15 protein-coding genes and 1 pseudogene are annotated in these 18,145 nt (G+C 57.8%); 8 read left to right on the top strand and 8 right to left on the bottom strand.

All coding sequences use genetic code 11. From position 1 onward, the window contains the following. Window positions 1-2 precede the first annotated feature (2 nt). The gene (gene pilV, locus PTE31013_RS19740; RefSeq protein ID WP_150614372.1) at window positions 3-1,322 is read left to right on the top strand and encodes a shufflon system plasmid conjugative transfer pilus tip adhesin PilV; all 1,320 of its coding nucleotides are present in this window, start codon (window positions 3-5) and stop codon (window positions 1,320-1,322) included. A gap of 590 nt (window positions 1,323-1,912) precedes the next feature. Here pilV and PTE31013_RS19735 read toward each other — a convergent pair. Continuing rightward, window positions 1,913-2,587, bottom strand: a complete 675-nt coding sequence (locus tag PTE31013_RS19735; protein WP_150614371.1) for a hypothetical protein — start codon at window positions 2,585-2,587, stop codon at window positions 1,913-1,915. Between the two features lie 245 nt (window positions 2,588-2,832). On the opposite strand from PTE31013_RS19735, the gene PTE31013_RS19730 reads away from it, so the two are divergent. Together PTE31013_RS19730 and PTE31013_RS25390 are read left to right on the top strand one after the other, a co-directional pair. Continuing rightward, the gene (locus PTE31013_RS19730; protein ID WP_150609564.1) at window positions 2,833-3,291 is read left to right on the top strand and encodes a lytic transglycosylase domain-containing protein; all 459 of its coding nucleotides are present in this window, start codon (window positions 2,833-2,835) and stop codon (window positions 3,289-3,291) included. 207 nt (window positions 3,292-3,498) lie between these two features. Next, a pseudogene (locus PTE31013_RS25390) lies at window positions 3,499-3,666 on the top strand (IS3 family transposase); the annotation flags it as partial. A gap of 218 nt (window positions 3,667-3,884) precedes the next feature. Here the strand turns inward: PTE31013_RS25390 and PTE31013_RS19725 are convergent. The 5 genes from PTE31013_RS19725 to PTE31013_RS19705 form a co-directional block, all read right to left on the bottom strand. Beyond that, complete coding sequence (locus PTE31013_RS19725) at window positions 3,885-4,271, bottom strand: hypothetical protein (protein WP_150609530.1); 387 nt, start codon at window positions 4,269-4,271, stop codon at window positions 3,885-3,887. A gap of 412 nt (window positions 4,272-4,683) precedes the next feature. Then, a complete protein-coding gene (locus tag PTE31013_RS19720; protein ID WP_150614370.1) occupies window positions 4,684-5,328 on the bottom strand; it encodes a hypothetical protein in 645 nt (214 codons plus the stop codon). A 119-nt stretch (window positions 5,329-5,447) separates the two neighbouring features. Next, window positions 5,448-6,014, bottom strand: coding sequence for a FlhC family transcriptional regulator (locus PTE31013_RS19715; protein ID WP_150609525.1), 567 nt, complete (start codon window positions 6,012-6,014; stop codon window positions 5,448-5,450). Window positions 6,015-6,045: 31 nt separating this feature from the next. Then, window positions 6,046-6,354: a hypothetical protein gene (locus PTE31013_RS19710; protein WP_150609523.1), complete on the bottom strand. Its 309-nt coding sequence runs from the start codon at window positions 6,352-6,354 to the stop codon at window positions 6,046-6,048. Window positions 6,355-6,384: 30 nt separating this feature from the next. Further along, window positions 6,385-7,425 carry a hypothetical protein gene (locus tag PTE31013_RS19705; RefSeq protein WP_150609521.1) on the bottom strand — a complete coding sequence of 347 codons (1,041 nt, stop codon included), beginning with the start codon at window positions 7,423-7,425 and terminating at the stop codon, window positions 6,385-6,387. Between the two features lie 652 nt (window positions 7,426-8,077). Here PTE31013_RS19705 and PTE31013_RS19700 point away from each other — a divergent pair. Further along, a complete protein-coding gene (locus PTE31013_RS19700; RefSeq protein WP_150614369.1) occupies window positions 8,078-9,283 on the top strand; it encodes an IS110 family RNA-guided transposase in 1,206 nt (401 codons plus the stop codon). Between the two features lie 220 nt (window positions 9,284-9,503). On the opposite strand, the gene PTE31013_RS19695 is transcribed toward PTE31013_RS19700, so the two are convergent. Both PTE31013_RS19695 and PTE31013_RS19690 read right to left on the bottom strand, forming a co-directional pair. Further along, entirely contained in the window at window positions 9,504-10,145 is a 642-nt protein-coding gene (locus PTE31013_RS19695; protein WP_150614368.1) for a hypothetical protein, read from the bottom strand. Window positions 10,146-10,147: 2 nt separating this feature from the next. Continuing rightward, window positions 10,148-10,909 carry a hypothetical protein gene (locus PTE31013_RS19690; protein ID WP_150609517.1) on the bottom strand — a complete coding sequence of 254 codons (762 nt, stop codon included), beginning with the start codon at window positions 10,907-10,909 and terminating at the stop codon, window positions 10,148-10,150. Window positions 10,910-12,745: 1,836 nt separating this feature from the next. On the opposite strand from PTE31013_RS19690, the gene PTE31013_RS19685 reads away from it, so the two are divergent. The 4 genes from PTE31013_RS19685 (at window position 12,746) to PTE31013_RS19670 (ending at window position 18,128) form a co-directional block, all read left to right on the top strand. Beyond that, window positions 12,746-13,894, top strand: a complete 1,149-nt coding sequence (locus PTE31013_RS19685) for a phage integrase N-terminal domain-containing protein (RefSeq protein ID WP_174978640.1) — start codon at window positions 12,746-12,748, stop codon at window positions 13,892-13,894. A gap of 395 nt (window positions 13,895-14,289) precedes the next feature. Next, window positions 14,290-14,661, top strand: a complete 372-nt coding sequence (locus PTE31013_RS19680; RefSeq protein WP_150614366.1) for a hypothetical protein — start codon at window positions 14,290-14,292, stop codon at window positions 14,659-14,661. 57 nt (window positions 14,662-14,718) lie between these two features. Continuing rightward, entirely contained in the window at window positions 14,719-15,954 is a 1,236-nt protein-coding gene (locus tag PTE31013_RS19675) for a DUF1173 family protein (RefSeq protein WP_150609510.1), read from the top strand. Between the two features lie 386 nt (window positions 15,955-16,340). Then, window positions 16,341-18,128 (top strand): DUF4942 domain-containing protein, encoded by a 1,788-nt coding sequence (locus PTE31013_RS19670; protein ID WP_150609508.1) that lies wholly within the window; start codon window positions 16,341-16,343, stop codon window positions 18,126-18,128. Window positions 18,129-18,145 lie beyond the last annotated feature (17 nt).

Below are 18,145 nucleotides of genomic sequence, written 5' to 3'. Positions count from 1 at the left end.
TTATGAGCGAAGTTCTTGGAGCGCTGTTCGCCCTATTGGTCGGCATGATGTACTTGCCGAAGATCCAAAGCGGCATCGCGACGGAGCGGCACGTCATGACGGACGTCACGACTGCCCAGCAACAACAGCAGTGGGTGTCCGCTGTGTCTAGCTACGTGTCCCAGAACAATGCCACACTTCTTGCGACAGTCACGACGACCCCAACTCCGATATCGGTTGCTGCGGTGAAGGCTGCGAATGTGGGTCTTCCGGTCGGATTCACAGGTACAAATCCCTTCAATCAAACGTGGGCGGCAGCGGTGACGCAGCCGTCTGTTGGCAATCTACAGGTGCTCATTTACGCTACTGGTGGCACACCGATCAACGACCAGGAACTGGGATCGATAGCGCGGGCCGCAATGGGCGTGGGTGGCATGATCCCGACGAACAACTCAGGTGTGTATCCGGGCGGCGCTGCGACCGCTTATGGGGCATTTGGTGCGTGGCAGATTCCGACTGCTTCTTATGGTGTAGCGGGCGGCAGCCCGGCGTCTTTGCTGACCTTCAACAAAGGTACGTTGACCAGTAACTACCTCTACCGCAACGCGGTGCCGGGTCAGCCGCAGCTAAACACGATGAGCACGAACCTGAGCATGGGTGGCAACACCATCACCAACGCTCAACAAATTCAGCTTGCAGTAGGGAACGGCGTTCAGGTCGGGAGCACGTATTACTATGGGGACAGCACTAACTCAGCAATCCGCCAGAACGGCACGCTCTATATCCAAAACCAGGCTGGAACAGCACCTGCATCGCTGAACGCCGGAAACACCACGACGCAGAGTCTCACGGCAAACGGCAATGCTTTCGCTGCTGGCTCCATTCAATCAGGTGGTCGCATGACGACAGGCGAATACCTGCAGGTCAATGGATTCGCTTCGGCGGGCAGTTGGTGCCCCTCAAACGGGCTGGTCGGACGTGATGGCACGGGCTTATTACTATTTTGTCAATCCGGCGTGTGGAAGCCAGCCGGGGGTGGAGGCTCAGCCGTCGCCTATTGCAAGTCAACGTCCTGCGGCATCACTTTGCCGAGCGGAGGCACATGGGACATTTCCGGCGTTAGTTACGCACAGCAAGCCGCGTGGAATGGGGCGGCATTCTGGATCAACGGGGCCTTGGTAGACACGAACGTGGACTGGGGCGACCAAGAAGGAACAGGATACGGGATCATGACGGGAACGTATCAAATAACCGTGGGCGGCCCCACGTACATCCCTGCATGGACCTCCTGGAGCTCCGCTTGGGGCGATTACACGATCACCCTGCACGCAACGAAAGAGTGACCCATCGTAGCGTGCAGATTCCCTAGGTGGTCAAGATTTGATATGCGCGTATTGTCTACGAATCGAGATTGATGCGGTGTTCCGGACGGGAATGGATCCGTCTAGACCGTCTTGATGGCGGTGAACTCTGATGACGAAGATCTCGAGCATGCGAGCGTTGGGATGTTCATATTCGGGGTACCTGCTGGCCTGGCATTCCCCGTCGCATTGTCTTGCCTGTGAGCTCTACGCGCGTTCTCGTCTGGGCTACACGCCGCTCGGCGCAAGGAGGCTTTGTCGGAGCTTGCGGGCGTCTCACGCCCGATGTGCTGACTTTTTGGGCCCGGACCGCGCATTCGACAAAATGGGGACGATCGTAATGAACGCGCTAGCCTTTGTCGGAAGGCGGCGGCGGGGCGTGCCATCGGCTCGCGCTGCGTTCAACGCTGCCTCCCGACACTCCGTCGTCCTCGTGTACTTGCGCTTCACTTTATTCACGGTGGCCAGCTTGCGGCACTCACAGCCGCTGGAGTGCGCCAATGTTGGCGCACAAATACAAGCACCCCATCGAGCGATGGGGCGTCCGTGTGGCAATCCTGCCGAATTGTCGATTAGAAGAATCGGTAGGTCAGGGAAACTTTAACGATCGGGTAGACCGGGAACTTGCTCGCCTTCGAACGAAGGTTCTGTTCCTCAGCCGCCACGTTCTGAGCGCCGGCCGCACTCGCAATATTCTGCGGAACGTCGAAGGTGACACTCGGCTTGCCGATTGCGACGCCAGCATCGAACGCCATCGACAGGCCCTCCTTCGCATTCGGGTTGTGACCGAAGCCGATGCCGACGTACGGACGAACGGCCGGGAACTTCAGGCTGGCGTGGACCGATTCACCCTGGGTCGGCACCGTCACGCCGTTGAAGGTGTAGGTTCCTTGCGAGCCGGTCGCGTTGCCGCTGAGTTGATCAGCGCCCACCAGTACCCCGACCGTCAGCCGAATCGGGAAGAACGACGGTGCGGGAAAGTAGTCACCCAGAAGCGAACCGTGGATCAGGCGGAGATTGGCATCGTAGTGCATGTCGCCAGCGCTAAAGCCATGCGAATAGCTGAAGCCGCTCACTTCGACTCGGGTGCCGAAGTGCTGGCTGATGCCGTACCCGTAGCCGAGACCCACTCCGTCCGTACCGACGGAGCCGTAAACTTCGTTGCGAACTTGCGCGTGTGCACCACTCGAGGTAACGCCGGCGATCAGAAGAGCGGAAAGAACTGCGAGGATTTTTTTGTTAGCCATAATATTTGACGAGTTGTTGAAATGTCGCGTCCTGACATGGACATTTCCACTCTAAATGCCGTATCGACTAGCGCAAGTCGACTGCGCGGTGCGAGTTTTTGGCAATGCGTAGGGCGTAATCTCACGGAAAAAATTGGATTCCGATTGGACTACTTGGTTGAGGAATATTTGGTTCTTTGATTCAGGTGGATGTGGGGAAAATTAAATCCCGCTTCATTCATTTTTTCCTCTGTCCGACGACTACCATGCGCCCGCTATCCTGCCTTCGCTGGCTGTGTGTACCGCTCTTGATCTCTATACATGGCTTGGCCTTTGCCGACTGCTTCGACGACGCAGCGAGCTTTCATCACGTCAATCCCTTGATCCTGAGAGCCATCGCGATTGTCGAGAGCGGCAATCGGGCGAATCTGACGAACACCAACCGAAATGGTTCGATTGACTATGGCCTGATGCAAATCAATTCGATTCATCTTCCCGAGCTTGCCCGGTATGGCATTGGGAAGGCCGACCTGTTCAATGGCTGCAAGAGCGTCTATATGGGCGCCTGGATACTCAGACAATCGATCGAAAAATATGGGAATACGTGGGCGGCCATCGGCTCCTATAATTCCGCTACGCCGGCCTATCGGGATCGGTATGCGGCCAAGGTTCAGAGGGTTGTGAATAAGCTGCTCACGAACGGCTATACAGACGAGATGCGGTAGCGCGACGGTGATGACTTCGCGATCCCTGCCGTTTCTAAAGACACCTTGTTTAAGGTGTGACGGTGTAGTCGGAAACGGCATGTGGAAGCTAGAGGAGTATTGAACGGATAGTTCAAACTTGTGGCGGTCAATCTGCTCAAGGAGCGCTACTGCGGTGGCGCGAGTAAGACGTGACGAGCCGGCGCGGGCCGAGATTAAGCCTCACTAAACAGTTTAACGACGAATGAGCGCGCAGCCCGCATGGTGCATCTAGCCGGCGAGCACTCGCGAGGCGACGTGTTCGAATAGATGGAGCGGCTCTACAACCCGACGCGCCGACATTCCACCCTAGGCTACGTCAGCCCCATTGAATTCCAGAAGGCGCAAGTAGCTTAGTCCGGTTCGCACCGAATAGGCAGCGGCCGAATCCCACGGGTCAAACCTTCAGTCGGGTTGACTTTGCGGAGTGTGCGTGTGGGTGGGGCTTGTCGTGGTGGAGGAGCCCCGACAGTTGCGATCCGGACCCGGAAAAAGGAGCTTCTGGACGGCAACCGCGACTTACACGGCATGACCGTCCAGAACCAGGTGCCACTGCAAATTGGGTGACGGGAGCTCTAGAAAACTTGATCCGCGCTCTCTCGCAGCTTGCTAACCACGTATGGCACGCAATCACAGCAGATTTTCATGAACCACGCGAACGAGATAGTTGCGAGAACCTTCAGCGCCAAACCGATGAGGTCTGCAAAGCTCGCGCATCCCGGCATCATCTCGATCAGAGTGTCGCAGCCGAGGTTCGTCAGCCAGATGGCGATTGCGTAAACGCCGATCGTCATCGCGACCAGCAGTGCGAACGCCACCAGTACGCCCGCGTTGGCGACCGCGACTTCCGCTTTCGAGTGCTTGTCGTCGGACCGGAACGGTTGCCACAGCTTCGTTTGGCGCGGCGTGTTGATGACTTCGTTGAAGGTGGGATAGTCGTCGCTCTTCTTAAACTTGCTCATCGCGTACTCCTTGGGTGTCTATTGATTTCGCGGGTTCGTTACTCAACGTCCCGCGCACTGAGACAAGAATAGTGTCGTCGGAGGGGAACGCAAATGAACGTTGCGCAATGCGTTGAACTAGCTTCGCGAACGACGCCAAGTGATGATTCTGCGGATGAGGCCGCGTGAGGGTTGTTGCCTTGTCTGTCGGCGACGACCCAGATTTCGTTGCAAGACGAAGCCGACGCAGAATATCGCGACGACATTCATCCATGGGCCGGCCGCAGAGACCTTGAACGTAGTCCTGTCGAGGATCAGCACGATCAGCACCGCCGCGGTTGCGACGCCGTCAATCCGCCATTTCCAGTTCGGGGCTAACTGTGCGATTTCCGTGCAGAGGCGAGCGGCCAAAATTCGCACCATCGCGTACCATTTACGGTGGGGGAGTAGGGACATTTTCTTGGACTTGTTCAAGATTCACACAGTCGCAACTATCGGCTAGGGCCGGATATCGCGACGCGATGAGAGCGAGCTTGCGTTTGAGGAGCAAAGTGCGCGCGTCCTTGATGCCGGGCTGGCCGTGGAACACGTCCAGTCGTCTGCTGGAGTCCGCGAGTATGCTCAGAAGGAGACGCACGGCGCGATTCTTCTTGTTGGCGAGATCACCGGCGAGAGACGGGATTTCGTCAGCCCGCACCGATTGCGCAACGGCTTCGATGTCCCGGTCAGGGAGAGTCAACTCGAGGCTTGACGCGAAACGCATTAGCGATGCGCGGCGTTCTTGTTGGGAGCGGCGAGCGAGAGATGATCGTTCCAGTGCCGTACGTCGCGCCAGAGAGAATGCAACCATGCGTTCGGCATCGCGAACACGACTGATTCGAAAGAGTTCGGCCGGACGTCCGCCGCCTCCGCGCGTGGCGGGCCGACGTGCGTCTGGAACACCAAGAAATCGGGCGACCATCTGGCGAGTCCACCCGCGGTCCCTCAGTTGATTGATGTCGAGCGTTCCTTCTGCGGGCATGGTGTCTTCAGCTTGTAATGGCAGCAGGTCCGCCACCTGGTCCTGCATCGTATGCAACACGGTTCTCCACGTGTGAATGTCTTACGTGGATAGTAGCGCCCTATTCGTCAGGCGCGGCGCCGGAAGTCTGGGGCGAGGGCACGATTTTTCAATCGATGATTCAACTGTGACCGACATTAGGTTTTCGATGCTCGACGCCCCTTAGGCTTGTGGGCGGAGCAATGGTATTCGGTGTAGTGACGTGGGATGATCAGCGGTAGTTTGCAGGTCGCACAGCGGTGGAGTTTGATTTCTGCCGCCTCGTTGCCGCGCTGGCTAATTGATTGGGCATCGGCGAAGGTGCGGATCAAAGTGTAGAGGCGCTGCGAACTAATGACGGCTTTGTCCTTCCCTCCGCACATTTCGTGGTACCAGGTAAGGGTGCGAGTGAAGGCGACGCGTGGAACGCTATCTGGCATGATGCCCTGAGAGGATGTGCCACGGAGGGACTTATGGATGCGGTGATAGGCCAGCAAGAGAAAGGCGCCGTGCATCTGGATGCGGTGCGTCTTCGTGAACCACTCCAGACTCGAAGGCAATTGCCCAGACGATGAGTTGCGGCCGATCTCCTGAGAATACATCTGGTCGATCTTTGGATCCGGAACTCGACTGATGCTCCTGACCACCGGCCGCCTCGTTCCTGAGAGAATGAGCACGCGAGCAATGCGTTCGTTGAGGGTAGGTGCACTTCCAGCGGTCAACATGTCATATTCCTTGTCGGATTCGTTCGCTTCGTCAGAAGGTCATCAGCAGGGATGCGATCACCTGCTCACGATCCAGTTCAAGATTTCCGTCGGTCATCTTCAGCTCGAAGCGCGCATTCCAGAGCGGCAGACCTTCGTTCGCGAGCCATCGAATGTCCGAATGGCTCAGTTTCCGAACGATCTCGAATTGCTCGTCGGAGAGACCAAAAGTGAGGGCCGCAGCAGGATCCGCATGGTCCTTGAGGCTGCGATAGCATTCGAGGATCTTGATGTTAGCTTCTGCCATCGCTATCTTTGCCAAGGGGGGAAGGAACAGTTCGGGTCCGTTACCTCTGCTCATGATTTTCTCCGGGATCGGTAGTGGTCGTAATTAGGCGATTTTCTTTGAGGCCAGCGTGTCGGCCAGGGCGCGAAGCTGGCCCGCGATCGCGTCGATCTTCGTGCCGATCATCGGATTGGAGCCGCGCATCTTGAGGACGAGCGCCGAGGGAAATGCGGCAATCAGGCCACCCACGCCATTTTCGAGTTCGTCGATGGATTTCGACGACTCGCGTGCATCCGCGATCATGCTTTCGAGATCTTGCAGTTCTTGTGTCAACCGTGCTTTGCGAGCGCTGACCTCGGCTAGTTCTGTCCGCGCCTGCTCCAGACTCTCGACATCAGGCGGAAGCACCTCGACTGTCTTGTCCACGTACTGGATCTGAGACTCAGCCTGGCGAAGACGGTTGATATCTTCCTGGGCTTCCCGGAGGTCGTTAAGGATCGCCGAGCGGTCAGCCTGAAGCTCTGTGGCCAGCTGTTCCTGGGCGCGGAGTTGAACCACCACGCTGTCGTGTTTGGCTTTAGCGCTTGCTTCTCCTATCTCCGCATCCTTCGCGTGTGCCTGCGCTTCTGCAGCCGACGCGGCCAATTCCACGACGCGCGCGTTTGCTTCGTCGAGATCGCCGCGCAGATCGGCGGTCGCCTCCGCAATCAGTTTTTTGACTTGAGGCACCGTCAGCGGACCGTTCTGTGCATGTTCGGCGATTGCATCGACGACGCGCGCGTCTATGTCGTCGTCAAGCAGTTGGAAGGTTTCGAGCGGAAGACGGGTAATGTGCATCGGGATGTAACCTTCCGGATGCGTGAAATGCTTGCTGACGATCCTGCCGATGCCGCGGTAATTGCGGAAAGTACTGGGGGCTTTTCCCGTTACTTGGCAGAAATAGGCTTGTGCCTTAACAGAGTCACCGATGATCTGGGAGAGGCGGTACGTGATCAGCGCGATCTGTACGGCCGTTTGCAGCAGGCCATTGAAATGTACACGCAGGCTGACGGCGAGGGCACTAAGTTCTTGCTGCGCCTCGTGAGAGAGGCCGTCCGGCATGGTGGGGATCGGATCGGCGGAATGAATGGGTGCCATGGCTGACATGATTGAACTCCTATTTATACGGAAGCGTGTTACTTGCAGGCGAGTCGGTCAGTGACGGGAGCGGCAGTCAACGGGCGCCCCGATGAATGGGTATCCACGGCAAGCCGGCGAAGTGCTTCCTGTCACGCGGCGAAAAGCTCGGCTTTTGCATCGTTGCATAAGCGATGATCTCGCCCACGCGATGCGCAATCAGCGCCACGCGGGGACGCGCGACGCCCGCTTGAGGTGCGCATTTTCCTACCTTGACGTAGATGCATCGTAGTCCGGTCCGCATCCTAATAGATAGAGCTGCGGTCATCCTCCGCAACGGCGAAGTGGGAGTCTTGGGTCGCATGATCACGCGATGTCCTATCTACACGTTAGTGGAGGAAATGCTGGTGTCGATATAGAGCAGATACGGCGCTTCCAGCAGAAGTTTCACCCCCGTTACTATCTTCCTGCCTCGATAATCGAGGTTTTGGCCAGCCAGGTCCGGCATGATTCTCGCCCCCAGTCGCACTCATGATCCGGGGGGTGTTGTCACCGGACCTGGTGGGTGGCTGGTGATCGCTGATAGGGGTTTGGCCGGGATATCCCTGCGCCGTCCGTAACGTGGATGCCGAGACTTGCCACCGTTGTTGCAGGCCAATCCGTTCACTCTGCATAAACTGCGATGCAAGAAATTCAACAACATGACGCCGCCGATGTCTTCGTTGGCGTTGACGTCGGCAAAGGCCAGCATCACGCCGTTGCGCTCGATCGTAGCGGCAAGCGCCTGTACAACAAGGCGCTTCCCAACGACGAGGCCAAGCTGCGCGCCCTCATCGCCGAACTCAAGGCTCACGGCCGAGTCCTGTTCGTCGTTGACCAGCCCGCCACCATCGGCGCACTGCCGGTGGCTGTTGCGCGCGACGAAGGCGTGATGGTCGCCTATCTGCCCGGACTATCCATGCGCCGTATCGCCGATCTGCACGTCGGCGAAGCCAAGACCGACGCCCGCGATGCCGCGATCATTGCTGAGGCCGCCCGCTCGATGCCGCATACGCTGCGCTCCCTTCGATTGGCCGACGAGCAGCTCGCTGAACTCACCATGCTGTGCGGCTTCGACGACGATCTCGCCGCCCAAGTTACCCAAACCAGCAACCGCATTCGCGGCCTGCTCACCCAGATCCATCCCGCGCTTGAGCGCGTCCTCGGCCCCCGTCTGGACCATCCAGCGGTGCTCGATCTGCTCGAGCGCTACCCGTCGCCGGCCGCTCTTGCTGCAACCAGCGAGAAGACACTCGCCAACCGCCTGATCAAGCTCGCTCCGCGCATGGGCAAAGGCCTCGCGGCCGAAATCGTTCAGGCGCTGAGCGAGCAGGCCGTGATCGTCCCCGGCACCCAGGCCGCCACCATCGTCATGCCTCGTTTGGCCCAGCAACTCGCCGCCTTACGCAAACAGCGCGACGAGGTCGCCGCCGAAGTTGAGCGGCTGGTGCTTGCGCACCCTCTTTGGCCGGTCCTGACCAGCATGCCGGGAGTCGGCGTCAGGACTGCTGCCAGACTCCTCACCGAAGTCGTGCACAAAGCCTTTGCCTCGGCAGCGCACCTCGCCGCCTACGCGGGACTAGCACCTGTCACGCGCCGTTCGGGCTCGTCCATTCGCGGCGAACACCCTTCCAGACGCGGCAACAAGGTGCTCAAGCGAGCACTTTTCCTCTCCGCGTTCGCGGCCTTGCGAGATCCCATCTCGCGGCACTATTACGCCCGCAAGATCCAGCAAGGCAAACGCCACAACCAAGCGCTCATCGCCTTGGCCAGACGTCGCTGTGACGTCATGTTCGCCATGCTGCGCGACGGTACCTTTTATCAACCCAAAGCCGCCCCTAGCGCTTGACGAAACACATAGGGGCACCCCCCATCTAAATAAATACATTGCGCTCCGCACATTTGATGCCAGAAGGCGATGGATGAATCACAGGGGCCCCATTCGCGATGGAGTGCGCGCCGAGATGATTTCAGTGTGCCGTGAATGGAAAATAGCCGCGAAAACAGGTGTCTTCGCGGCTATTGGTGTCATGACCGGACAGCGCTGTGGGATGAAGAGGACGCGGCCTTCAGTGGCCGGTTGGTACGTGAGAAAGTTGTCCGACCAGGATTGCGATGGCGGCCAGAGCGACGCAGACGCTTGCGACGATACTCACAAGATGATGAACGTCGCCGCTCAGGCGCAACAAGTAGATGTAGCAGAGGCGGGCTCGGCTCAAGAGCCTCCCCTTTGCTGTCCCCTCTGGTTTGAGCGGCGGAAGACTCGGTTTGCCGGCGTTCGCGTCGTGAAGATTCCGGACGATCTCGTGCACATTCTTCTCGATGCGGGCTCCGATGTCTCCTAAGCGCTTGGCTTCGGCTTCTGAATGAGTGCCGAGTCGCGCCCAGATGTCCAAGGCCAAGGCATCCGCGAGCCTCTTGTGAATCTCGGTTACGTCTGCCGCGTTGAGGACTGCCTGAACTCGATCCGGCATCGAGTCCGCCTGGCGCGCGAGAGATTCAAGCGCGTTCGCGATGGTGATCAGGGCAGCGACGGTCTCGAGGATCTGGTGATCCGCCGTTTGCCGCCGTTCGGCCATGGCCAGATTATGAGTGTGGTGGGCATGGAGTATGTCCACCACCTCACGCATGTCAGCACGAAGGTTTGTAGCCTCCTCCGCTTGCATAAGATAGATCTCTTCGGCCGCGCTGTACGGTCCACCATACAGCATGCTTACTCCTTCGCCTTAGTGTTGTCTGCGGGGAGACGGAGCGCAGCAAACGCGTGGTCGAGATCTTCTTTGGCTCGGGCCACGGCGCGCTGGAGTGCGAGCATGCGCACTAAGCGGAGAATCTCCGACCCTCGCGGGTCTAATTTTTTTGCTTCGTCGAGTGCCTGCCGGTAATTCGTATGGTCGTTCTCGATCTGGCGGAAGGACAAACCGGCCTCACGAAGGTCCGCGTGAATGGGGCTCTCGAACAAAACGAGATCCTTATAGTAAGGAATCTGTTTCTCAGAGAAGAGATGAGCGATGACATCTTCGAATTGACGCTCGAGGTTTCTACCCTTGAGTACAGCAGCCCGGTTGAAGATGATTCGCAATTTGTCCATCTGCAGATTCACCTGCCGGAGGCTTTCAATTGTTGTCAGGGTCTCCTCTTGGACGCGCCCGTTGGGCGTAGTGGGGACAATGACGACATCGAAGTCATTGATGACGCCGCGCCCATGGTCGAACGCGTTCATGACCTCTGCATATTGCGACGCTCCGACGTCGACGATCAGATCGTTCGTTTCTAGCTCGACGTCTTCCATGAGCCGCTTGAATTCAGAGGCGTGATAGCGCGTGACGTCGATACCGTACCGCGCTGCGTCTTGATTCTGCTCTTCGACGGAGAAGACCCTCGGTGATTCGAGTCGCGGATGCAGTAAGGTCGCGACGGTCGTGCTCTTGCCCACCATGCTGGTGGAATGAATGACGAGAAGTTTGAGTGGCATGGCTATTCCCCTTGTTCGTGAAGGTTACGTCTTGGATTTGCTGTTCGTTTGCCTAAGTGCGGCAACTTTCGCCAGATGCTCTGGGGAGTTCCGGTCATATTTAGCCCGGACTTCCGCCCGCGGCGCCTCGGATGTATGGATTGCGTCGCCTTCACTTCGGCGCTGGTCAGTGAATGTCTCGCTTGAAGCAGATGCATATTCTTGTGTCGCGTTTGGGGGGCGCAGATGCGGTTGTGCTGCCGGTGGGACAGTCAGACGTGTCGCCGGAGAACCGATGTCGAACGCGGGCGGGGCCGACTGTTCGCTCGAACGGCTTTTCAGGTGCCTTTGCAGTCCACCACGAGTGACCGTGAGACCGTGCTCGATCTGGAGATACTCAGCGATTTCCTTGTAGCTCGCGCCCAGATCCTTGAGGGCTCTAATTTGGTTTGTGAGCCCAGCAAGTTTCCCTCGGTTTCGCTCCTGTCGCTTTCTGGCCAAAAACTCGTCTAACGAGGTCACGGTGCAATTTTTGGTTAGGGGTTGCGGTTGTTGAGAGATTTACATAGATCGATACGGAAAATTTGAATGAATCCCGGAGAAAGTTGGCTTTTATTAAGTCGATCGAGGTAGCAACGTTAATTAACGTTGAGCGAGATGATGAAGTCTGTTTAGTAAAGTTGAGTAAATCGTTGAGAAGTGGAGAGGGATGTTGAGAGAAGCGTTGAGAACTGAGGATTAGTGTTGAAAAAAGGTGATCATTGTTGAGCAACGTAGACTGTATGTGCGCACCATCGTTGAGTTTCGCTGATACATGGGCGATGAGTGTCGAACAGCGGGGCGATACGGGGAGTATCGTGGGACGCTGCCGTCGTGTGCGGAAGGGTGCGGGGTACCGGTCAGAATGCCCCTAGTCCTTTTCACATGGTTCCGCAGGACGGACACGAGACCCTCGCTGAGGCGCTTGCAGCAACGCTCCAGATGTGATTTACTTTTGTCCATCGGAGCGCAGTGGCTCCAGCCAGTAGTTTCCTAAGCCGCGTTGGCGGCATGCGAATCCCTCGCCGGATTCGCTCTCCCCAGTGTCAGTTGGTAGCACTATCACTGACCACGCCATTAGGTGAATTCGTCGTAGGACGACCACCTCGAAATGGTGAATTCGCGCGCAAGCGCGTTTTTTTTCACTCGGTTCAATTCGAACGACAATCGAACACAGAGGGGGCGCAAACCCCTTATCGCGTGTGGCAGAGCGTCCGGTGTTGAACATCAGAACGTACACATACAAAAAGTTCCAAAGGGTCGTACGACCTGCGGTAGAAGAGGCTTTTGCTGCTCTCCGATGACGTCGGTGAGTGGGCTATTTGATCGGGTCGCAAGACCGGCGGATAGAGGGCCCAGCCAACATGCTTTAAGGCATGTGGGAGATAAACGAACAAGGCTCGTGCCGGGCCTATATCGTCGCAAGACGAACCGGTGCAGTATGGTCCCTGCTAGAAAGGCCAGTTCCAGCCCGCATGGGAGGGAGACCCGGTTAGCGGAAGCGCCGGGGTGATCGCTGAGCAGCAAAAGTTGTAGCTGGAGCCGGCGACACAAACGCACATTTTTACGAAGGGTTCGCTCATACCCCTCAAAAGCTACTGTATGTGTGGTACCCCGGCGAGATCGGGCGCGCATTTCACAATGCGTAACGCACGCGGCGAGGCGTGATCATTGTGTGATGAACGACTTATGGAGGCTGGGATGAAAAAACTCATGGAGCTAGGTGCTTCGCAAGCGACTCCTGCAGTGCGTACGGACACTCATGGAGGCTGGCGGAGAGAACTACAGACCGTCGTGGACCGGCATGCTGGCGTCCGCGTGAACGGTAATGTAGCCTCTCACCGGACGCGAGAACTGACGGCGTCGGTATTGTTTGCCGTATTCGGCACGCTGACCGTGCTCGGTTTCAAGCTCCAGAATCCGCGCAACCTCGGTGAACGGCACGTCGACGTGCTCGTGAAACATTGGCATTCGGAGGGCCGGGCTGTTGCCACGATGCAAAATGAACTCTCGGTGCTGCGCAAGTTCGCGATCTGGATCGGCAAGAAGGGCATGGTGCGAACGCTTCAGGATTATCTCCCCCATGTGCCGAGGGCTGAACTGCAGCGCAGGACTGTTGCTACAAAGTCAAAGTCGTGGTCGAAGAACGGCGTTAACGTCGAAGAGAAGATCGCCCAAGCGGATGCGCTCAATGAGCGTTTTGGCCTGATGCTCCGTCTGGCGATTGCGTTCGGCCTGCGGCGCAAGGAAATCCTGATGCTCAAGCCCTGGAAATGCGACCACGGGGACTACCTCGCCGTCTACCCGAACGCGGGACCGAAGGGCGGCCGGGCGCGAAACGTGCCGATAGAGAACACCTTCCAGCGCGAGATGCTGGACTACGTGAAGGCACGCATGCCGAAGGGCGATTCTATGGGTTGGAAGACGACGCGGAGGGGAAAACCCGCGACCCTCGCGTATAGCTGCCAAGAATACATGCGACGCATGAGTGAAATGGACGTCACCAAGAGCGCCGCCGGCGTTGCCGGTCACGGTCTGCGTGCCGAGTACTCGGAGAACGCTGGTCTGGTAAACAAGGATCGGCCGTTCGTGCCTCCGACGCTTGGCGGAACGGCCGATCAGATGCCCGCTGAGGAGCTGCATTTGGCGTTGAGCCAAGTTAGCGAAAAGCTCGGCCATAGCCGCACGAGCATCACAGGCTCGTATTATGGCCACTTCAAGGGCCTCCGTCGCCCACCGCAGAAGGTCAGCGACGAGGAGCGCCAGGCGCGATCGGCAAAGTCACGGCCGGTGCTGCGTGGAGTCGTTCCGGCGTCGTCTGCATCGGCCCCTAGTGGTCCGGTTCAAGATAAGGCCGGGCGGCGCCGGACGGATGCGTTGCTTGATGTGCGTCAAATGGATCTGCCTCTTAAAGACAGTGTGGTGCTTTTCAAACCGCGCGCCCCCAAGTCAGGCGGGGAAGGTTGAAAAATGGCGCTCAATGCAGCGCAGTTGGGTGGCTGTGTTGCACGGTCGGAACAGCCGCGCATGCCGTCCGTGCGCGAATCCGAGGATTTGGGAAACTGCACGCGTGCCGCCGGTACTTCGGCATCCTGTAAAGGTCTTATCAAACGACCGATTGGAGCCAAATATTCTGGGGGAAATTCTGTATTTGTTAATATAGTCAACCCCAGATGTGAAAATGAAAAAGATTTAGTATAGTCTGGCTCCCGCAACGCACGGTTGCTTATCAATTCCACCTCATTGTTCCAACTATGCCCGTTCAAAGGCGAATCTATGCCGGTCAAGAAGTGCTCGTTTCTATGTCGCGAGACAGGCTTCTTGTCGCCCTACGACTTGGCGACGTCGCCAAGGTCGTGGGCATGGTTGAAGGTGCTGACCTCGACGCTCTCGTGAGCGCCGCCGACATGCAAGACGAAGTGTGGCCGAGCCCGATGCCAGAGGGCGTGGTCACCATGATCACACTTCAGGGCGTTCATGGGCTGATGAAGGCGAAGGGCGACGTCGATGCGCAGGCATTCTCCACGTGGCTGGACGAAGAATTTCGAGAGAACGCGTTGTTTAGCTCGCTGAGCGATGACGAACTGCTCTCGGAGAATTTGTATCGAATTGGCGAAATTCGCCAAGAAAACCCAGGCATTCAAACGTGTGAAATCGCGAGTCGTCTTAGTATCTTGGAAGACGATGCGCAGCGATACGTCTCCTACCTCGACCTCCTGCGCGAACTCAAGTAGACCAACGCAGGTGTTTGCGAGCGCTTCGTCTTTCGTGCGCTCGCTTCCGGGGGACGCATGGAAGGCATCGCGCACAACGAGCGCATTGATCTGGCCGGGCACGCACTGCTGCTCGAGGACATCCTTCAGGAACCCGAGCGCTATTGCAGGTGGTTCGAGTTGGCCCGCGCCACACAGGGACATGCACGATGCCTATGCGTGCCTGGTGGCCGGCGACTGCAGATCCGGCTGCGCGACGGGCTATACCATTTGGCCGTCTGGCCGGAAGATGCGCTCTCCCATCACCAGAAATGTACTTTCCGCATGCGCGCGGAAGCGCAGAGCGGTCGCGCGGGCTACGCAAAGGGCGCGATTATCGAGAAGCCGGACGGGTCAGTCGACATCAATGCGGATGTGCCTCTTAAGGTTCGCATCGAGGCAAGGATCGGGGCGGTCCGGCGCAGCGAGGAGCCGAAAAATGGCGGTAAGGCTCGGGCGAAGGTTGGCTTGCTAGGGATGCTTCATTCGCTGTGGGAGCGTTCGGGTTTGAACGAGTGGCGCCCGGGGTGGACGCGCGACTGGTGGCGCTGCCGCCGCGCGCTCATCAACCTTGACGGCAAGGTGAATGGTGAGCCGGTCGAGAACGCGCTGTATTGCGTACCGGCTTGGCGCGAGACCGAGCGCGAAGCGATCGAATCGTCTTGGGCGAAGTTCCGCTCGCGCCTAGAGGTACAAGGCGACTATAGGCTGCGCGGCATCGTCATCGGCGAGCTGAAGTCGATGGAACTCTCCAAATTCAGCCACAAGGTTAAGCTCAAACACCATATGCATGCGTTCTTCGTCGACACGGCGATCGTCGAACGTGCGCAGCAGTCAGCGCCGCCGGTCGCCGCCCAGATGGAAAATCCTGATGCGCACATTATTTTAATCATGGTGGTTGAGGTCACGCGCAACGGGACGCTCAAGGGCGTCGACATGTCCTTCATGCTGACGAGCCGGCACTACATTCCCGCGGACTCATCCTACGAGATGCAGATGGCTGAAGCGCTGGTTGATGCGGGCCGGGCTTTCACGAAGCCGCTTCGCTATGACGGCGCGGCCGAGTTCCCGGACTTCTGCCTGCAGGATCAGGAAGGCGAGTGCGTGGTCGAGGTCTGGGGGATGATGGGCAATCCGGAGTACGAGGCGCGAAAGGCGGAAAAGATCAAGAGCTACAAGGCACGGAGCGTGCAGGTCATCGAATGGGACACGCGCCGCAAGCTGCCAGATTTGATGCGTGCTGGCGGCGCCGGACAGTTGGCCCATAAAGGATGACTTTTCGATAATTCGCGTCGATGACGAGCGGCAGGGTAGGCGCTGGGATCGTCTATGCGGCTGGCGCGAGGACGAGTTTTCGGTCTGCTCGGAAATGGCCCTTTGTGCGCGACGACCACTCGTCCCTGTTCCAGTTGCGCCGACAAGTAAGGAATTGCATCAGCCGGATTTTGACTTCCTGGACTGTTGCCACGATCACGCTTTCTCGCTAGACTTTGTACTAGCCGTTCGATCGGCAATGTTCGCCACCATCCTTAGCGATCCGGCTCCCCCCGGAAACCTCTCGCCAGACCGGCACTTTCCGCTCAGCGTCTCAAAGCGCTTACCCGAAGCTGCCAACTCTCCTGTTTTTCAACGCGCCATCGGGCGCAATAAGGAGAGAGTCTATGAACACGCAACGAAACGGCACGCGTGACCTGTTTCAGTTCTACCCCACGCCGCCTGATCTCGCTAGGCGAGTCTGGAGCAAATTGAACAACAAGCACCCGGACCGAGTACTCGAGCCTTCCGCTGGGAAGGGTCATCTCTTGAAGGGTATGCACGAACGCCGACACTCCTTTGGCACCCAACCGTACGCCCACGTGGAATGCTGCGAAATCGATGTTCGCCACCACTCTGAGCTTCGCGAACTTGGCGTGAAAATTGTAGGTCACGACTTTCTCGCGATGCAGTCGGGTGCCTGCTACTCGGCGATCGTCGGCAACCCGCCGTTTCACAACGGCGAGAAGCACGTGCTGAAAGCGTGGGACTTGCTATGGGATGGCGAGGTGGTGATGATCATCAATGCCGAAACTGTCCGAAAACCGCTATCGGCAGAGCGCAAACGTCTCGTCAAACTCATTGCCGATTTCGGCGACGTCGAATTTGTCGAAGGAGCTTTTGAGGTCGATGACGCGGAACGCCGCACGCCAGTGGACGTGGCAATCGTTCACCTCGTGAAGAAGGCTGAAGTCGGGTCGTTTGTGACGATGGATCTCCTGCGTGGCTTGCAGCGAGACACCGTCAGCAATGAGGAACTCGGACATGGATATGCCGAGCCTCGGCAGGTGGCATTGCCCGCGAACGAAATCGAAAACCGCGTCCTTATCTTCAACGCAGCGGTGATAAGCGCCCGCGCAGCAATTTTCGCGGAGGCTCAGGCCAGTGCGTACGCGGGCATGCTCGGCGAATCGATAGGGCCACGTTCTCCTGGCCAGTCGGACCGGGTGGTCGCACCTAGGGTTGAATTGATTCGAGAGGCCCTCGGAAAGGCGTACGGTGACTTGAAGGGGCGTGCCTGGGCATCGGTCGTTAGGTCCGCCGATGTGACAAGCCGGCTGTCGAGTCAGGCTCAGAAGCGGGTCGAGTCTGAGTTCAAGCTGATTGCAGAGCTTGAATTCACGGTGGAGAACATCTACAGCTTTCTGATCGGGATCTGCGAGCAACAGGGAAAGATCCAGATCGATATGCTGTGCGACACTTTCGACCGGATTACTCGCTACCATAGCGACAATGTCGCCTACTACCGTGGGTGGCGCAGCAACGACAAGCACTACCGGTCCATTGGGCGGCGGATTCGTTATACACGTTTCATCATCCCTGGCTTCCCCGCCGATACGTGGAACAGTTCTGCACCATGGGAAATGCAAAGCTTGCTTGCGGACTTCGACAAGGGGTTTGCGTTGTTGGCTGGAGATACCGCTCCCGCGTTGAGTCTGGTCAGTGCGTGCAACTCGTGCTGGACTGAGTTGAAGCATGGGGCGCGAGTCGAATCGTCGTACTTTGACATCCGCTACTACCCGGGGATGGGAACCATTCACTTTTTTCCTCGGGACAAGAAGCTGATTGACCGTCTCAACCGGGTAGTTGGACGTCACCGCGGTTGGCTTCCTGCTGAGAACTTGAAACTGGAGTCAGCCGGCTTCTGGGATCAGTATGAGAAGGCTGAAAAACTGGACAAGGAGATCCGGAAAGCTGTAGCCAAGAGTGGCGTTCGTTCGTACGATGATCCGTTCAGATCCATCGATAACGAGTCGTGGGACGGCCACGAGCAGGCCTGCGAGAGGATTGACCAAGCGATGAAGGAAGTGCACGAAGCTAACGGCATCCACGTCGAGTTTCGGCTGGCGTCTGAGCAATCCAAGGGCGCCTGCGCTGTTACTCAGCATCAACTGCCGCTTCTTGCAGCGGCATAATAGACGCAAAGAAATCG

The sequence above is a fragment of the Pandoraea terrigena genome, assembly GCF_902459705.1.
GTDB classification, from domain to species: domain Bacteria; phylum Pseudomonadota; class Gammaproteobacteria; order Burkholderiales; family Burkholderiaceae; genus Pandoraea; species Pandoraea terrigena.
Note: the sequence above shows the minus strand (reverse complement) of the source record. Positions and strands in the feature narration are given on the sequence as shown.

Bases quoted from the DNA above. Each gene is read 5' to 3' on its own strand.
- pilV (WP_150614372.1), top strand. From the start codon at position 3: ATGAGCGAAGTTCTTGGAGCGCTGTTCGCCCTATTGGTCGGCATGATG.
- PTE31013_RS19735 (WP_150614371.1), bottom strand. From the start codon at position 2,587: ATGGCTAACAAAAAAATCCTCGCAGTTCTTTCCGCTCTTCTGATCGCC.
- PTE31013_RS19730 (WP_150609564.1), top strand. From the start codon at position 2,833: ATGCGCCCGCTATCCTGCCTTCGCTGGCTGTGTGTACCGCTCTTGATC.
- PTE31013_RS19725 (WP_150609530.1), bottom strand. From the start codon at position 4,271: ATGAGCAAGTTTAAGAAGAGCGACGACTATCCCACCTTCAACGAAGTC.
- PTE31013_RS19715 (WP_150609525.1), bottom strand. From the start codon at position 6,014: ATGTTGACCGCTGGAAGTGCACCTACCCTCAACGAACGCATTGCTCGC.
- PTE31013_RS19710 (WP_150609523.1), bottom strand. From the start codon at position 6,354: ATGAGCAGAGGTAACGGACCCGAACTGTTCCTTCCCCCCTTGGCAAAG.
- PTE31013_RS19705 (WP_150609521.1), bottom strand. From the start codon at position 7,425: ATGTCAGCCATGGCACCCATTCATTCCGCCGATCCGATCCCCACCATG.
- PTE31013_RS19700 (WP_150614369.1), top strand. From the start codon at position 8,078: ATGCAAGAAATTCAACAACATGACGCCGCCGATGTCTTCGTTGGCGTT.
- PTE31013_RS19695 (WP_150614368.1), bottom strand. From the start codon at position 10,145: ATGCTGTATGGTGGACCGTACAGCGCGGCCGAAGAGATCTATCTTATG.
- PTE31013_RS19690 (WP_150609517.1), bottom strand. From the start codon at position 10,909: ATGCCACTCAAACTTCTCGTCATTCATTCCACCAGCATGGTGGGCAAG.
- PTE31013_RS19680 (WP_150614366.1), top strand. From the start codon at position 14,290: ATGGTTGAAGGTGCTGACCTCGACGCTCTCGTGAGCGCCGCCGACATG.
- PTE31013_RS19675 (WP_150609510.1), top strand. From the start codon at position 14,719: ATGGAAGGCATCGCGCACAACGAGCGCATTGATCTGGCCGGGCACGCA.
- PTE31013_RS19670 (WP_150609508.1), top strand. From the start codon at position 16,341: ATGAACACGCAACGAAACGGCACGCGTGACCTGTTTCAGTTCTACCCC.